General features: G+C 74.3%; 12 protein-coding genes and 1 pseudogene. 8 read left to right on the forward strand and 5 right to left on the reverse strand.

The features are described from left to right. Positions 1–94: 94 nt before the first annotated feature. From galE to idi, 3 genes are all read left to right on the forward strand, one after another. Positions 95–1,081 carry a UDP-glucose 4-epimerase GalE gene (galE, locus tag B124_RS18890; RefSeq protein ID WP_496504053.1) on the forward strand — a complete coding sequence of 329 codons (987 nt, stop codon included), beginning with the start codon at positions 95–97 and terminating at the stop codon, positions 1,079–1,081. Between the two features lie 158 nt (positions 1,082–1,239). Then, entirely contained in the window at positions 1,240–2,169 is a 930-nt protein-coding gene (locus B124_RS18895) for a cation diffusion facilitator family transporter (RefSeq protein WP_496504054.1), read from the forward strand. Between the two features lie 110 nt (positions 2,170–2,279). Then, complete coding sequence (gene idi, locus B124_RS18900) at positions 2,280–2,843, forward strand: isopentenyl-diphosphate Delta-isomerase (RefSeq protein WP_496504055.1); 564 nt, start codon at positions 2,280–2,282, stop codon at positions 2,841–2,843. Here idi and B124_RS18905 read toward each other — a convergent pair. Further along, positions 2,776–3,306: an ATP-binding protein gene (locus tag B124_RS18905; protein ID WP_496504056.1), complete on the reverse strand. Its 531-nt coding sequence runs from the start codon at positions 3,304–3,306 to the stop codon at positions 2,776–2,778. The two genes, idi and B124_RS18905, sit on opposite strands and share 68 nt — an antisense overlap. Positions 3,307–3,709: 403 nt before the next feature. Between B124_RS18905 and B124_RS18910 the strand changes: the two genes are divergently transcribed. Together B124_RS18910 and B124_RS18915 are read left to right on the forward strand one after the other, a co-directional pair. Next, entirely contained in the window at positions 3,710–5,335 is a 1,626-nt protein-coding gene (locus tag B124_RS18910; protein WP_496504057.1) for an ABC-F family ATP-binding cassette domain-containing protein, read from the forward strand. 69 nt (positions 5,336–5,404) lie between these two features. After that, positions 5,405–6,205, forward strand: coding sequence for an enoyl-CoA hydratase/isomerase family protein (locus B124_RS18915; protein WP_496504058.1), 801 nt, complete (start codon positions 5,405–5,407; stop codon positions 6,203–6,205). 27 nt (positions 6,206–6,232) lie between these two features. Here B124_RS18915 and B124_RS18920 read toward each other — a convergent pair. Continuing rightward, positions 6,233–6,879, reverse strand: a pseudogene (locus B124_RS18920) (DJ-1/PfpI family protein). A gap of 199 nt (positions 6,880–7,078) precedes the next feature. Here B124_RS18920 and B124_RS18925 point away from each other — a divergent pair. Both B124_RS18925 and B124_RS18930 read left to right on the forward strand, forming a co-directional pair. Continuing rightward, positions 7,079–7,942 (forward strand): SCO6745 family protein, encoded by an 864-nt coding sequence (locus B124_RS18925; RefSeq protein WP_496504059.1) that lies wholly within the window; start codon positions 7,079–7,081, stop codon positions 7,940–7,942. A gap of 155 nt (positions 7,943–8,097) precedes the next feature. After that, complete coding sequence (locus tag B124_RS18930; RefSeq protein ID WP_496504060.1) at positions 8,098–10,569, forward strand: Tex family protein; 2,472 nt, start codon at positions 8,098–8,100, stop codon at positions 10,567–10,569. A gap of 181 nt (positions 10,570–10,750) precedes the next feature. On the opposite strand, the gene B124_RS18935 is transcribed toward B124_RS18930, so the two are convergent. Then, positions 10,751–11,452, reverse strand: coding sequence for a TSUP family transporter (locus B124_RS18935; protein ID WP_496504094.1), 702 nt, complete (start codon positions 11,450–11,452; stop codon positions 10,751–10,753). Between the two features lie 17 nt (positions 11,453–11,469). Then, positions 11,470–12,024 (reverse strand): TrmH family RNA methyltransferase, encoded by a 555-nt coding sequence (locus tag B124_RS18940; RefSeq protein WP_496504061.1) that lies wholly within the window; start codon positions 12,022–12,024, stop codon positions 11,470–11,472. A 128-nt stretch (positions 12,025–12,152) separates the two neighbouring features. On the opposite strand from B124_RS18940, the gene B124_RS18945 reads away from it, so the two are divergent. Further along, positions 12,153–13,106, forward strand: a complete 954-nt coding sequence (locus tag B124_RS18945; RefSeq protein WP_496504062.1) for an FAD-dependent oxidoreductase — start codon at positions 12,153–12,155, stop codon at positions 13,104–13,106. Positions 13,107–13,276: 170 nt separating this feature from the next. On the opposite strand, the gene B124_RS18950 is transcribed toward B124_RS18945, so the two are convergent. Beyond that, complete coding sequence (locus tag B124_RS18950; RefSeq protein ID WP_496504063.1) at positions 13,277–14,605, reverse strand: M14 family metallopeptidase; 1,329 nt, start codon at positions 14,603–14,605, stop codon at positions 13,277–13,279. Positions 14,606–14,615 lie beyond the last annotated feature (10 nt).

The raw sequence follows: 14,615 nt of genomic DNA on the forward strand, positions 1-14,615 counted from the left end.
ACCACGGGTTCACCGCCCGTTCGCCTCGACCGGGTGGCGATCATCATTTCGCAGCCCGTACTCGTGCTCCAAACCGGGGCGGTAGTGTTCCGGCATGACGTGGTTGATCATCGGTGGGGCCGGATACGTCGGCGCGCATGTCGTACGGGCCATGACGGGGGTCGGGGAGCAGGTCGTCGTGCTGGACGACGTGTCCACCGGCAACCCGGCCCGGCTGCCCGCGGACGTACCGCTGGTGCGCGGCACGTTCCTGGACCGGCTGCTGCTCGACCGCACCATCGCCGAGTACGACGTCACGGGCGTGGTGCACCTGGCGGCGAAGAAGCAGGTCGGCGAGTCCGTGGAACAGCCCCTCTCGTACTACCGGGAGAACGTGCACGGCCTGGGCGTGCTGCTGGAGGCCGTGGTGGCCGCCGGCGTGCGCCGTTTCGTCCTCTCCTCCTCCGCCGCCGTCTACGGCACCCCGGACGTCGACCTGGTCACCGAGGACACCCCCTGCCTGCCGATCAATCCCTACGGTGAGACCAAGCTGGCCGGCGAGTGGCTGGTGCGGGCCACGGGCAAGGCACACGGGCTGGCCACCGCGTGCCTGCGCTACTTCAACGTCGCCGGGGCAGCCGCCCCCGAACTGGCGGACACCGGGGTGTTCAACGTGATCCCGATGTTCTTCGAGCGGCTCACCGCCCACGAGCCCATGCGGATCTTCGGCGACGACTACCCCACCCCCGACGGCACCTGCATCCGCGACTACGTCCACGTCGTCGACCTCGCCGACGCCCACCTGGCCGCGGCCCGCCGCGTCGCCGCCCCGGCGGTCTCCGGCGACCTGACCGTGAACCTCGGCAGCGGCACCGGCGTGTCGGTGCGGGAGCTGACCGAGGTCGTCGCCGACGTCACGGGGCGGCCCGAGCCCGCCCCGGTGGTCCACCCGCGGCGCCCCGGGGACCCGGCCCGGGTGGTCGCGTCGTACGACCTGGCGGCCAAAGAGCTGGGCTGGCTCCCCCGGCTGGACGTGCGCGCCATGGCCGAGTCCGCCTGGGCGGGCTGGCTGCACAGCCACCCGGAGGCGCGGCGCGGCTGACCAGCCGAGACACCCGCAGGAGCGTTTCCGCAGGTCAGATGATGAAAACCGACTTCATGTCAGGGTTTGGCGAATACCCCCTACCCGTAGTTCACTGAGATCACCGGGCAGGCGCGAGGGGCTGTCCGCGACCGTCGGTGAAGCGGAGGGCACACGGCATGGGTGCAGGGCACGATCACTCCCACGGACCGGCCGGCGGCACGGCCTCCGCCGCGCACCGCGGCCGGCTGCGCATGGCCTTGATCCTGACCTTGTCGGTGCTGGGCCTCCAGGTGGTCGGCGGGGTGATCACCGGCTCGCTGGCGCTCGTCGCGGACGCCGGGCACATGGCGACCGACGTGGTCGGGCTGTCCATGGCGCTGCTGGCGATCCACTTCGCGAACCGGCCCACGAGCGAGCGGCGCACCTTCGGCTTCGCGCGGGCGGAGATCCTGGCGGCGCTGGCCAACTGCCTGCTGCTCTTCGGCGTCGGCGGCTACATCCTCTACCAGGCGGTGCGCCGCTTCATGGACCCGCCGGAGATCGAGGGCGGGCTGACCTTCGCGTTCGGTGCCGCGGGCCTGGTGGTCAACCTGATCTCGCTGGCGCTGCTGATGCGCGGCCGGCAGGAGAGCCTGAACGTGCGCGGCGCCTTCCTGGAGGTGCTGGCCGACGCCCTGGGGTCGGTCGCGGTGATCATCTCGGCGCTGGTCATCGTCACCACCGGCTGGCAGTACGCGGACCAGGTCGCCTCGCTCGTCATCGGCTCGATGATCATCCCGCGGACCTTCCGGCTGCTGCGCGAGGCGCTGGACGTGCTGCTGGAGGCGGCGCCCAGGGACGTGGACGTCTCCGAGGTACGGACGCACATCCTCGCGCTGCCGGGCGTGGTGGAGCTGCACGACCTGCACGTGTGGACGATCACGTCGGGGATGCCGGTGATCTCGGCGCACGTCGTGGTGAAGGAGGACGCGCTGCAGGCGGTGGGCCACGAGAAGCTGCTGCACGATCTGCAGGGGTGCCTCGGTGATCACTTCGATGTCGAGCACTGCACGTTCCAGATCGAGCCCGTCGGACACGCCGAGCACGAGGCGCACCTCTGCCACTGAGCGGTCGCCGGTAGGGCAGACTGAATGAGGCGTGCCGCCGCCCCCGCCCGCCGCACGGGCCGGGGCACCCCCTCGCACCGGCCGCCGCAGATCGTACGCAAAGGATGGTCATGCCGGCCGCTACCACCACCGAAGAGATCATGCTGGAGCTCGTCGACGAGGACGGCACCACGATCGGCACCGCCGAGAAGCTCTCCGCGCACCAGGCGCCGGGCCGGCTGCACCGGGCGTTCTCCGTGTTCCTCTGCGACACCGCAGGCCGGATGCTGATCCAGCAGCGGGCACTGGGCAAGTACCACTCCCCCGGCGTGTGGTCCAACTCCTGCTGCGGCCACCCCTACCCGGGCGAGTCGCCGCTCGCCGCCGCGGCCCGCCGCACCTTCGAGGAGCTGGGCGTCTCGCCCGCGCTGCTCGCCGAGGCGGGGACGGTGACGTACCACCACCCGGACCCGGCCTCGGGCCTGGTCGAGCACGAGTACAACCACCTCTTCGCCGGGCTGCTGCGGACCGAGCCGCGGCCGGACACCGACGAGGTCGGCGCGGTCGCCTGGGTCACACCGGACGAGCTGCTGGTGCGGCACGCCGCGGACCCGTTCTCGGCGTGGTTCATGACGGTGCTCGACGCGGCCAGGCCGGCCATCCGGGAGCTGACGGGGCCGGCGTCCGGCTGGTGACTCCGGCGAGCGGGAGGGACGCCCAGATCACCTTCCCGCCGTCGACGGTGTGCGCCACGTCACAGATGCCGCCCGCGTCGTTCGTGATCGCCTTGACCAGCAGCAGGCCCCGGCCGCCCGTCTCGTCGGTCTCCGCCTGCAGGGCCTTCGGGCGGTACGGGTGCTGGTCCTGGACGGCGACGCGGAGCCAGCCGGCGCTGACCGACAGCTCGACGCCGATCTGAGGGGAGAGCACGCCGGCGTGCCGGACCGCGTTCGTCACCAGCTCGGAGACGATCAGCAGCACGCCCTGCAGCATCTCCTCGCCGATGGGGACGTGCTGGCGGACGAGGAGGTCGCGTACGGCGTGCCGGGACTGGGGTACGGAGGAGTCGAGCGCCGGGGCGTCGAACTTCCAGGTGCCCTCGTACGGCGCCGGGACCACCTGCCCGGGCTCGGGTTTCAGGCTGCCGCCGTCGTTCACCGCCGGCACCTGCTTTCACCACCGCTCACCCTCCGAGTGTTGGCATTCACCTCCAGCTCAACCCCCATCGAGCAGAACTTGACTGGCTTTCGTCACCTTCCGACCGGCTGCGCCACGACGGTCCTGCGTTGAGATCGAAATAAGCGGTTGCCGATTCCCGCTGAACCGTCGTACCTTCACAGTGCCCTGCAGTCGACGATTGGAGAAGGTGTTGCTCGTCTGAGGTCACTTCGGCACCGTGCCCGCGGCATCTCCGTGTGCGGCACGTGCGACCTCACGGCTTGAGCCACCTTCCTCTCCTGCAGGGCACCCAGCTCCGCTCCCGTTCCACCCCGCTCTCCCAGGTCGCCGTCCGGTGCCGACGCCCGCCCCGTCGCACCCCTTCGAGCCCACCGGAGACGCCATGTCATTTCCCTCCACGCCGCCCGCCGCCGCCTCTGTCACCTGCCACGGGCTGGCCTTCACCTGGCCCGACGGCACGACCGTCTTCGAGGACTTCGACCTCGTGGTCGGCCCCGGCCGCACCGGGCTGATCGGCCGCAACGGCACGGGCAAGTCCACGCTGCTGCGGCTGATGGCCGGGGAGCTGGCCCCGGCCGCCGGCACGGTCAAAGCCGCGGGCACCGTCGGCTACCTGCCGCAGAACCTCGTTCTCGACACCGCCGCGCAGGTCGACGCGGTGCTGGGCATCACCGGAGTGCGGCGCGCCCTGCACGCCATCGAGTCGGGCGACGTCGCGGAGGAGCACTTCGCCGCCGTCGGCGACGACTGGGACGTCGAGGAGCGCGCCCGCGCCACCCTCGACCAGCTCGGCCTCGCGCACGTCGGCCTCGACCGCACCATCGGCGAGGTCTCCGGCGGCGAGTCGGTGCTGCTGCGGCTGGCCGCGCTGCTGATGCAGCGGCCGGACGTGCTGCTGCTGGACGAGCCGACCAACAACCTCGACCTGAAGGCCCGCCGCCGGCTGTACGCGGCCGTGGAGTCCTGGCCGGGCGTGATGGTGATCGTCAGCCACGACCGCGAGCTGCTCGACCGCGTCGACCAGGTCGCCGATCTGCGGGACGGCGACGTCACCTGGTACGGCGGCAACTTCACGGCGTACGAGGAGGCGCTGGCCGTCGAGCAGGAGGCCGCCGAGCGGACGGTGCGCTCCGCGGAGGCGGACCTGCGCCGGCAGAAGCGCGAACTGGCCGAGGCCCACGAGAAGCTGAGCAAGCGCAAGCGGTACGCCGACAAGCAGTACGCGAACAAGCGCGAACCGAAGATCGTCATGAACGCGCGCAAGCGGGAGGCCCAGGTCTCCGCCGGCAAACACCGCATCATGCACGAGGAGCGGCTCAAGGACGCCAGGGAGCGGCTCGACGAGGCGGAGGCGGCGGTACGGGACGACGACGAGATCCGCGTCGACCTCTCGTACACCGCCGTGCCCGCGGGCCGGGACGTGCTCATGCTGCGCGAGGTGGAGCTGCGCTACGGCGCGCGGGTCGGGGCACTGCAGGTGCGCGGCCCGGAGCGGATCGCGCTGACCGGGCGCAACGGCGCGGGCAAGTCCACGCTGCTGCGCACGGTCGCCGGGCAGCTCGCGCCGGTGGCGGGCGAGGCGGCGGTGCACGTGCCGCTGCGCTACCTGCCGCAGCGGCTCGACGTGCTGGACGACGCGCTGAGCATCGTCGAGAACGTGGCGCTGCTGGCGCCCGCGGCGACCAATCAGCAGATCCGCTCCCGGCTGGCCCGCTTCCTGTTCCGGCAGGGCCGGGCGGACCAGATCGTGGGCACGCTGTCGGGCGGGGAGCGGTTCCGGGCCACGCTGGCGGCGCTGATGCTGGCGGAGCCGGCACCGCAGTTGCTGATGCTGGACGAGCCGACGAACAACCTCGACATCGCGAGCGTGCGGCAGTTGGTGAAGGCACTGGAGTCGTACGAGGGGGCGCTCGTGGTCGCCAGCCACGACGTGCGGTTCCTGCGCGACATCGGGATCACGCGCTGGCTGGTGCTGGACGAGGAGTTGAGCGACATCGAGCCGCTGTAGCCGAAGGCGCGCCGGGACGGCCCCGTGGCCGTTCCGGAATGCGCGCCCTGTCGTGAGAAGCTGCCGGTCATGAGCGAAGGCGAGCTGCGCAGCGACGTCGACGGCGGTGTGGCGACCGTGGTCATCAGCAACCCTGCCAAGCGCAACGCGATGACGCCGGACATGTGGCGCGCGCTGCCCGGACTGCTGGCGGGGCTCGCCGCGGACCGGGCGGTGCGCGCGCTGGTGCTCACCGGCGCGGGCGGCACCTTCTGCGCGGGCGCCGACATCGGCTCGCTGCGGGCGGGGAGCGAGAGCACGCAGGGCCTCGCCGAGGCCGCGGAGGAGGCGCTCGCCGCCTTCCCGAAGCCGACGCTCGCGGCCGTACGCGGCCACTGCGTGGGCGGCGGCTGCCAGCTCGCGGCGGCCTGCGACCTGCGGTTCGCCGCCGACGACGCGCTGTTCGGGGTGACCCCGGCGAAGCTGGGCATCGTCTACCCGGCCGGCGCGACGCGCCGGCTGGTGCGGCTGGTGGGCCCGGCGACGGCGAAGTACCTGCTGTTCTCGGCCGAGTTGGTCGACGCCGCGCGGGCGCTGCGCACCGGCCTGGCGGACGAGGTGCTGCCCGCGGCGGAACTCGGCGCGCGGGTGGCGGAGTTCACCGGGGTGCTCGCGGTGCGCTCGCAGCTCACCCAGGCGGCGGCGAAGGACTTCGCCGACAGCACCGACGTGAACGGGGACGGAGACGGCGGCGGGAGCTCGCCCGCCGCCGGGGTGGACGCGGCGCGTATCGCGCACTGGGCCCGCCAGGCGCGCGCGGCCGGCGACACCCGGGAGGGCGTCGCCGCCTTCCTGGAGCGCCGCGAGCCGCGCTTCACCTGGACCGTCTGACGGCCGCCGCCGCGGGCCGCCGGGCCCTCAGTCCCGTACGCCTTCGAGGATGAACCGGCTGTGGGTGGAGACCATTCGGACGACTTCCGCCGGGCCTTCTCCCGGGCACCCGCGTCGTAGGGCGGCTGCGGGTCGTACTCGGTGGCGAGCTGGACGATCTGCCCCATCGTGTCCCCCTGGATCCGCCCGGCCAGCGTCAGCGCCATGTCGATGCCGGCGGAGACCCCGGCGGCGGTGACGTACTTGCCGTCGAAGACGACCCGTTCGCCGGCCGGCTCGGCGCCGTGGTCACGGAGCTGGTCGACGGCGAGCCGGTGCGAGGTCGCCCGCCGCCCGCGCAGCAGGCCCGCGGCGGCGAGGATCAGCGAGCCGGTGCACACCGACGTGGTCCACAGGGTGTGCTCGTCCACGGCCCGCAGCCATGCGTGCACCGGCCCGTCGGCCATCTGCCCGGCCTGGCCGGGCCCGCCAAAGACGACGACGATCTGCGGGCGCCGGACCTCGTCCAGCGCGGCGTCGGCGACCATGGCGAGGCTGCCCACGTCGTTGGCGACCGGGCCGCGGGCCTCGGCGGCGGTGACGACCTCGGCGCCGCCGAGGCGCGCGAGTATCTCGTACGGGCCGACGGCGTCGAGGGCGGTGAGACGGTCGTAGAGCAGGATGGCGATCTGCATGGCTCCTCTTCCGGGTGCGTCCGGTGCTTCCGGTGGGTGGGTGCTGTGCGGGCGGTGGGGGGAGTTCAGGCGGCGGCGGTACTCGGCGGGTGAGGCGCGGGTGCCGGCGCCGGTGGCAGCAATGACGAAGATCCCACCTTTCCTGCCATGTCCGTTCGCCCCCTTCTCTCGCTAAGCGTCCGCTCAGTAGCCTGGCCGCATGACGCCACTCCCGCAGCGCGCCGGCCGCCGCTGCCAACAGGTCCTCAACCCACTGCACTCGGCGATCTACTTCGCGCCGGAGTTCACCGAGGAGTTCGCACGCATCGGCATAGACGGCTGGCACGGCGCGTACTTCACGGCGAGGTCCGCCGCCATGGGACCCGTCGGGCCCGGCGTGGTCACCGCAGCCTTCTACAACTACAGCCACCGGCTGGCCGCGCAGCACCTGCCCGCCGCCTGGACGGCCGCGGACCCGGCCACCGTACTGGCGACCCGGCTGCGCGTCGCCGACGCCATGCTGCGGCGGCTCCTCGGCGAGGAGACGATCGCCTCGCCGGAGCTGGCGGAGGCCGCGGAGCTGGCGCAGCAGGCGGCGGCCGGCGGCGGGCGCGCCGGGCGGGTGCTGTACGCGGCCGAAGCCGAGCAGCCGGTCCCGGACGCCCCGCACCTGGTGCTCTGGCACGCCGCCACGCAACTGCGCGAGCACCGCGGCGACAGCCACAACGCGCTCCTCGCCCACGCCGGGCTCGACGGGCTGGAGTCCCAGGTCACCCACACCGCCTCCGGCTTCGGCTTCACGCCGGAGTTCGCCCGGGACTCGCGCGGCTGGACGGGCGAGGAGTGGGCCGCGGCGCAGGACCGGCTGCGGGCCCGCAGGCTGCTGGCCGCGGACGGCGAGCTGACGGAGGCGGGCACGGCGCTGCGCAGGGAGCTGGAGGACGAGACGGACCGGGTGGACCTCGCCCCGTACGCGCGGCTGGGTGCGGCGGGCGTGGCGCGGCTGACCGAGCTGGCCACCGGCTACACCACCACCGCGCTGGCCGCGGGGGCGATGCCCAAGGACATCTTCGGCAAGGGCTGAGACCCCGATACGGAGCCGGTTCTGGCCCGGTCCTGCGCTGTTCCTGGGCTGGTCCCGTGCTGCTCCTGGGCAGGTCCGACCCGCCGGGCGACCGGGACAGGTCCCGCCGGGCGCCCGGCTGTCAGTCGGACCTGCCACAATGCACTCCGCCACAGATGACAGAAAGCGGGGCGGACGTGACGGCGTCGGTATCGATTGAGGCCAGGATCGCCGAGGAGCTCGGCGTACGCGAGCGGCAGATCACGGCGGCGGTGCGGCTGCTCGACGACGGCGCCACCGTGCCGTTCATCGCCCGCTACCGCAAAGAGGCGACGGAGATGCTCGACGACGCCCAGTTGCGCACCGCCGAGGAGCGGCTGCGGTATCTGCGGGAGCTGGAGGAGCGGCGGGCGGCGATCCTGGAGTCCGTGCGCGGGCAGGGCAAGCTGACGGAGGAGCTGGAGGCGCAGATCCGCGCCGCGGACTCCAAGGCCCGCCTGGAGGACGTGTATCTGCCCTACAAGCCCAAGCGGCGGACGAAGGCGCAGATCGCCCGCGAGGCCGGTCTCGAGCCGCTGGCCGACGGGCTGCTCACCGACCCGTCGGTGGCGCCGCTCGCGGCGGCGACCGCGTTCGTGGACGCGGACAGGGGCGTGGCCGACCCGGCCGCGGCCCTGGAGGGCGCGCGGGCCATCCTCACCGAGCGGTTCGGCGAGGACGCCGACCTGATCGGCGAGCTGCGGGAGCGGATGTGGACGCACGGCCGCGCGGCGGCCAAGGTGCGCGAGGGCAAGGAGGAGGCGGGCGCGAAGTTCTCGGACTACTTCGACTTCGCCGAGCCGCTGACCGACCTGCCCTCGCACCGCATCCTCGCGCTCTTCCGCGGTGAGAAGGAGGAGATCCTCGACCTGGCCCTGGAGCCCGACGCCCCCGGGGAGGCGGAGCAGGAGGGCCCGTCGGCGTACGAGCGCGCCATCGCGGCCCGGTTCGGCGTGGAGAACCGGGGCCGGCCCGCCGACCCCTGGCTCGCCGAGACGGTGCGCTGGGCGTGGCGCACCCGGATCCTGGTGCACCTCGGCATCGACCTGCGGCTGCGGCTGCGTACGGCCGCGGAGGACCAGGCGGTGGACGTCTTCGCCGCCAACCTGCGGGACCTGCTGCTGGCCGCGCCCGCGGGCACGCGCGCCACGCTGGGGCTGGACCCCGGGCTGCGTACGGGCGTGAAGGTCGCCGTCGTCGACGCCACCGGCAAGGTCGCCGCCACCGCGACCGTCTATCCGCACGCGCCGCACCGCAAGTGGGACGAGTCGCTGGCCGTCCTCGCGGAACTGGCGCGCGTGCACGAGGTGGAGCTGGTCGCGATCGGCAACGGCACGGGCTCGCGGGAGACCGACAAGCTGGCCGCCGACCTGATCGCCGCGCAGCCCGCGCTGAAGCTGACGAAGGTGATGGTCTCGGAGGCCGGGGCCTCGGTGTACTCGGCATCGGCGTTCGCCTCGCAGGAGCTGCCCGAGCTGGACGTGTCGCTGCGCGGCGCGGTGTCCATCGCGCGGCGGCTGCAGGACCCGCTGGCCGAGCTGGTGAAGATCGACCCGAAGTCGATCGGCGTCGGCCAATACCAGCACGACCTGTCGGAGGCGAAGCTGTCTCGCTCCCTGGACGCGGTGGTGGAGGACTGTGTCAACGGCGTGGGCGTCGACCTCAACACCGCCTCAGCGCCGCTGCTGGCGCGCGTCTCCGGCATCGGCGCGGGGCTCGCGGAGAACATCGTGGCGCACCGCGACGCCAACGGGCCGTTCCGCAGCCGCGCGGCGCTGAAGGACGTGCCGCGGCTGGGGCCGAAGGCGTTCGAGCAGTGCGCGGGCTTCCTGCGCATCCGCGGCGGAGACGACCCGCTGGACGCCTCCGGCGTGCACCCCGAGGCGTATCCGGTGGTGCGGCAGATGGTGCGGGCGGGCGGCGCCGAGGTGGCGGCGCTCATCGGCGACACGAAGACGCTGCGGTCGCTGAAGCCGCAGGACTTCACCGACGAGCGGTTCGGGCTGCCGACGGTGACGGACATCCTCAAGGAGCTGGAGAAGCCGGGGCGCGACCCGCGGCCGGCGTTCCGGACGGCGGTGTTCAAGGAAGGCGTGGAGAAGATCGGCGACCTGCAGCAGGGGATGGTGCTGGAGGGCGTGGTGACGAACGTGGCCGCGTTCGGGGCGTTCGTGGACGTGGGCGTCCACCAGGACGGGCTGGTGCACGTCTCGGCGATGTCGAAGACGTTCGTGAAGGACCCGCGCGAGGTCGCCAAGCCCGGCGACATCGTGAAGGTGAAGGTGCTGGACGTGGACGTGCCGCGGAAGCGGATCTCCCTGACGCTGCGGCTGGACGACGAGCCGGGCAGGGCGGCGGGCGGCGGCGGCCGGGGCGGTGGGCGTGAGCGGGACCGGCAGGGTCCGCCGCGGCAGCGGGGCACCGGCCCGGGCGGCGGCGGCCAGGGCGCGGGCGGCGGGCGGCAGCGCGGTGGCGGCGGCCGGCGCCGCGAGGCGCCGCCGGAGAACAGCGAGATGGCGGACGCGCTGCGCCGCGCGGGCCTGCTCGGCGGCGGTGGCCGGGGCGGCAGCGGCGGCGGTGGCGGCAACGGGCGCCGCGGCAAGCGCTGATCGCTCCGCGGGCCCGGCACGCACAGCCGCCGGGTCCGCGTACGCTGCGCATCGGTGAGCGGGGCCCGGCCCGAGCCGGGCCCCGCCCGCAGGTGCCGTGAGGCGCGCCCGGCCGTCCGCGGGCCCGCATGCGGGAGTGCACCGCGGGGCCGCCGTACGGTGCCGGCCGCAGCCGCCGCTCTCACAGCCCCAGCAGCCCCTTCGTCAGCGTCGCCGCTCCGCCGGCCAGCCCGAGGATCAGCACCAGCCGGCGCGCCGGCGCCTCGGGCACCCGGTCGCCGAGGGCGCGCCCGATGAGCGCGCCCGCCGCGACGGCCGCCGCGCACAGCCCCCAGGCGTCGGCCGACAGGTCCGGCGGGCCCTTCGCCGCGACCGAGACGATGTTGATGACGACGCCGTAGAACAGCGCGTTCGGCACGAACTCCCGCACCGTCCAGCCGGCGTTCACGGCGTACAGCGAGACGGCGGGGCCGCCGATGCCCGCGGAGGAGTTCATGAAGCCGCTCATCGCGCCGGCCGTGACCGCCCCGCCGGTGCCGCGCAGCGACTCGGCGCGGGCACCGGCCATGACGAGCCCGACGGCGCCGCAGACCATGGCGCCCATGGCGGTCAGCAGTACGGGCGCGGGGAGTCGGGCGGCCGTGACGGCGCCGACGGGCACCGTGCAGACCGCGGCGGCCAGCAGCGGCACCATGGCGGCAGGGCGGACCTGCCGCCAGACGGTGGCCAGCCCGAACGCGCTGATGGCGCCGGCCGCGCAGTTGGACAGCCGGACGCCCTCGGCCGGGCCGAGCACCAGCGCGAGCGCCGGCCCGGCGACCAGCGCGAGACCAATGCCCGCGAGCCGCTGCACGGACGCGCCGAGCAGCAGGACTCCGGCCATGAGCAGGACGTCACCGGTCACAGCAGCCCGGCCAGCCGGTAGAGGACGAGGGAGCCGGCCACGGCGACGTTGAGGCTGGCGCCGGTGCCGACCATGGGTATCTCGACGGCCTCGTCGAGCAGGTCGAGCGCCTCCGGCGGGATGCCGTGCTGTTCGTGGCCGAGCACCATCACCGTGGGGCGGCGCGCGGCCGGCAGGTCGGCGATGCGTACGGCCTCGTCGGCGAGTTCGACGCCCAGGACGCTCTTGCCCGCGGCGCGCTGCCGCTCCAGCCAGCGCAGCGGGTCGCCGGTCCAGTGCACGCAGACGGGGCGGCGCAGCGTGTTGCCGCGGGCCAGCGCCTCGGGTACCCAGGGGAAGCGGGGCACGACGAGGCAGGCGCCGACGGCGTCACAGGTGCGCAGCAGCGTACCGAGGTTGGCGCCGTGGAGCGGCCAGAGCGGGGCGGCGTAGAGGTGGTCCCAGCAGGAGTGGGCGCGGGGGCGGCGGCTGCGCTTCAGCTCTCGGGGGGTGCGGGTGCGGATGGCCGGACCGTCGCTGCCGGGCCGGCGGCCCCCCGGGCGGGCGGTCATCGGCGCGGGGCGTGCGCCCCCTGAACGCTTGCGGTGTGCACGTGATTCGACATGCGAACAGGATAGCGATCAACGTCCGTTGCCCACCACCCCGGGCAGCCGCGGGGCGGGTGCGGCAGACTGCCGGGATGGAATCCGAAGTCATCGTGGTCGGCAGCGGCATCATCGGCCTGACCAGTGCGGTCGTCCTCGCCGAGGGTGGCCGGCGGGTCGCGGTGTGGGCGCGGGAGCCGGCGGAGGAGACGACGTCGGCGGTCGCGGGCGGGCTGTGGTGGCCGTACCGGATCGAGCCGGAACACCGGGTCGCCGACTGGTCGGTGCGGTCGTTCGACGTGTACGCGCAGCAGGCGGAGCACGCGGCGGTGACGGGCGTGCGCATGCGGACGGGGCTGCAGCTCGGCGCCGAGTTCGCCGGCCTCGGGCCGTGGCGGCGCGCACTGCGCGAGGTACGGGCCGCGGACCCCGCGGAGCTGCCCGGCCCGTACGCCGTGGGGGTGCGCGCGACGGTGCCGATCGTCGACACGGCCACGCACCTTGCCCACCTGCGCGACCGGCTGGCAGCGGCCGGCGGCCGGATCGAGCGGCGCACCGCCGGGTCGCTGGCGGAGGCCGGGCAGGCGGCCCCGTACGTCGTCAACTGCACCGGCCTGGGCGCCCGCGAGCTGGTCCCGGACCCGGGTGTGCGGCCGGTGCAGGGGCAGCTCGTCGTCGTGGAGAACCCGGGCGTCGAGGAGTGGGTGGTCTCGGCGTACAAGGACGCGACCGCCACGCTGTACGCGCTTCCGCAGCCGTACGGGCTCGTCCTCGGCGGTACGGCCGTCGAGGACGCCTGGGGCACCGAGCCGGACCCGGCGGTGGCCGAGGGCATCGTGGCGCGCTGCGCGCGCATCCTCCCCGAGGTCGCCCGGGCCCGTGTCCTCGGCCACCGCGTCGGGCTGCGCCCGGCCCGCCCCGCCGTGCGGCTGGAGGCGGAGCGGTTGCCGGGCGGGGCGCTGTGCGTCCACAACTACGGGCACGGGGGCGCGGGAGTGACTGTGGCGTGGGGCTGCGCCGAGGAGGCCGCGGAGCTGCTGCGGGCGTAACCCCCGCCGGTGGCGTAACCCCCGCACACCCGCCCAAGGGCAGGCAGCCCCGCCGACAAGCGGGTCCGCGCACGCACGGCAGCCGTCGTACGCGCCGAGCCGGCCGCGTCCGCGCTGCCTGCCCGGCCCGACCGCCCGGCCCGACCGCCCGACCCGTCCGCCCCGCCCCCTCAGCGGCAGCGTTCGACGGGCCTGCCGTCCGTCAGTTCGTACACCGCCCGCTGGTCCAGCAGCAGCGGCACCAGCGCGCGCAGCGGTTGCCGCAGTTTCACCAGCGCGCCGCCGCCCGCGCGCTCGCGGACCTCGACGCCGTGCAGCGCCAGTTCGTCGCCGACCGCGTCGTACTGCGCGGCGTCGAGTGCGTAGCCGCAGGGCGGGTCGTCGATGACCTGGCCCGGGGCGGGCGGCTCGTTGTCGGCGCCGCCAAGGTAGACGGCGCCGGTGCCGGCGAGGCCGCGGGCGCGGGCCTCGGCGGTGGCGGTGGCCAGCCGGCCGCGGTGCTCCGCGGCGTAGGCGAAGGTGGCGTCGAGCGCGGTGAGCTGGGAGGTGACGCGGCGGCGGCGGTTTGCTGCGGAGTCGTCGTGCGCGTCGTCGGTGAGCGCGGTCAGGCGCGTCTCGACCAGCACCCCGGCCGCGTGCTTGAGGCCCGCGGTGTTGCGCAGGATGCGCTCCTGGCCGTCGCCGGCGATCTGGCGGATGGGCTCGCCGGTCTGCGGGTCGGTCCAGATGCCGTAGACGCCGCTGCTGTACCCGGCCTCCTCGACCCCGGCGCGGACGTGGTCCTGGGTCAGGTGGCGCGCCTCGTGGTGGACGCCGTGGTGGGTGTTGAGGTTGCGCGGCCAGAGGGCGAGCACGTCCTTGGCGTAGTACGGCTCGGTGCCCTCGAACTCGTGCAGGTCGTGGATGACGTCGGGGCGGTAGTCGCGGATGACGGCGGCCATGGCGCGGCCTTCGGCGGTCTCCAGCGCGACGTGGTCGCGGTTGACGTCGGTGCCGTCGGCGTTGCCGCGGGTGTCGGCGGCGCGGCCGTCGGGGTTGGCGGTGGGGACGACGAGGACGGAGTTGCGGGCCAGGAAGCGGCGGGTCTGCGCGTCCTTGGCGTACGCGAGGTCGCGCAGCTTGGTCAGGCACGCCTCCCGGCCGGCCGGTTCGTCGCCGTGCTGGGTGCAGACGAGCAGGACGACGCTGCCCCGGACGGCCCGCGCCGGCGTGGGCGGGCCGGGGGCGCCGATGCGTACGAGGTTCAGGGGGCGGCCCTGTCCGGTGGTGCCGATGCGGTCGACGGCGAACCGCCGGCTGTCCTCGGCCACGGTCGCCAGGAGCGCCGCCTCCTCCTGCTCGCTGGTCCAGCGGGTGCCGCCGCTCTCCTCGAAGCCGGTACGCGGCGGGTTGGCGGCTGTTGCGGGCGGGCCGGTGAGCGGCGCCAGCACGACGGCCGCGGCGCAGGCCGCGAGGGCGGCCGTGCGGAGCACGGTGCGTCGGGGGTCGCGCATGCGCATGGGCGGTCTC

The organism is Streptomyces sp. CNP082 (assembly GCF_059570535.1).

Excerpts from the sequence above, each read along its gene's own strand:
- galE (WP_496504053.1), top strand. The coding sequence starts at position 95 with ATGACGTGGTTGATCATCGGTGGGGCCGGATACGTCGGCGCGCATGTC.
- B124_RS18895 (WP_496504054.1), top strand. The coding sequence starts at position 1,240 with ATGGGTGCAGGGCACGATCACTCCCACGGACCGGCCGGCGGCACGGCC.
- idi (WP_496504055.1), top strand. The coding sequence starts at position 2,280 with ATGCCGGCCGCTACCACCACCGAAGAGATCATGCTGGAGCTCGTCGAC.
- B124_RS18910 (WP_496504057.1), top strand. The coding sequence starts at position 3,710 with ATGTCATTTCCCTCCACGCCGCCCGCCGCCGCCTCTGTCACCTGCCAC.
- B124_RS18915 (WP_496504058.1), top strand. The coding sequence starts at position 5,405 with ATGAGCGAAGGCGAGCTGCGCAGCGACGTCGACGGCGGTGTGGCGACC.
- B124_RS18925 (WP_496504059.1), top strand. The coding sequence starts at position 7,079 with ATGACGCCACTCCCGCAGCGCGCCGGCCGCCGCTGCCAACAGGTCCTC.
- B124_RS18930 (WP_496504060.1), top strand. The coding sequence starts at position 8,098 with ATGACAGAAAGCGGGGCGGACGTGACGGCGTCGGTATCGATTGAGGCC.
- B124_RS18935 (WP_496504094.1), bottom strand. The coding sequence starts at position 11,452 with ATGGCCGGAGTCCTGCTGCTCGGCGCGTCCGTGCAGCGGCTCGCGGGC.
- B124_RS18940 (WP_496504061.1), bottom strand. The coding sequence starts at position 12,024 with ATGACCGCCCGCCCGGGGGGCCGCCGGCCCGGCAGCGACGGTCCGGCC.
- B124_RS18945 (WP_496504062.1), top strand. The coding sequence starts at position 12,153 with ATGGAATCCGAAGTCATCGTGGTCGGCAGCGGCATCATCGGCCTGACC.
- B124_RS18950 (WP_496504063.1), bottom strand. The coding sequence starts at position 14,605 with ATGCGCATGCGCGACCCCCGACGCACCGTGCTCCGCACGGCCGCCCTC.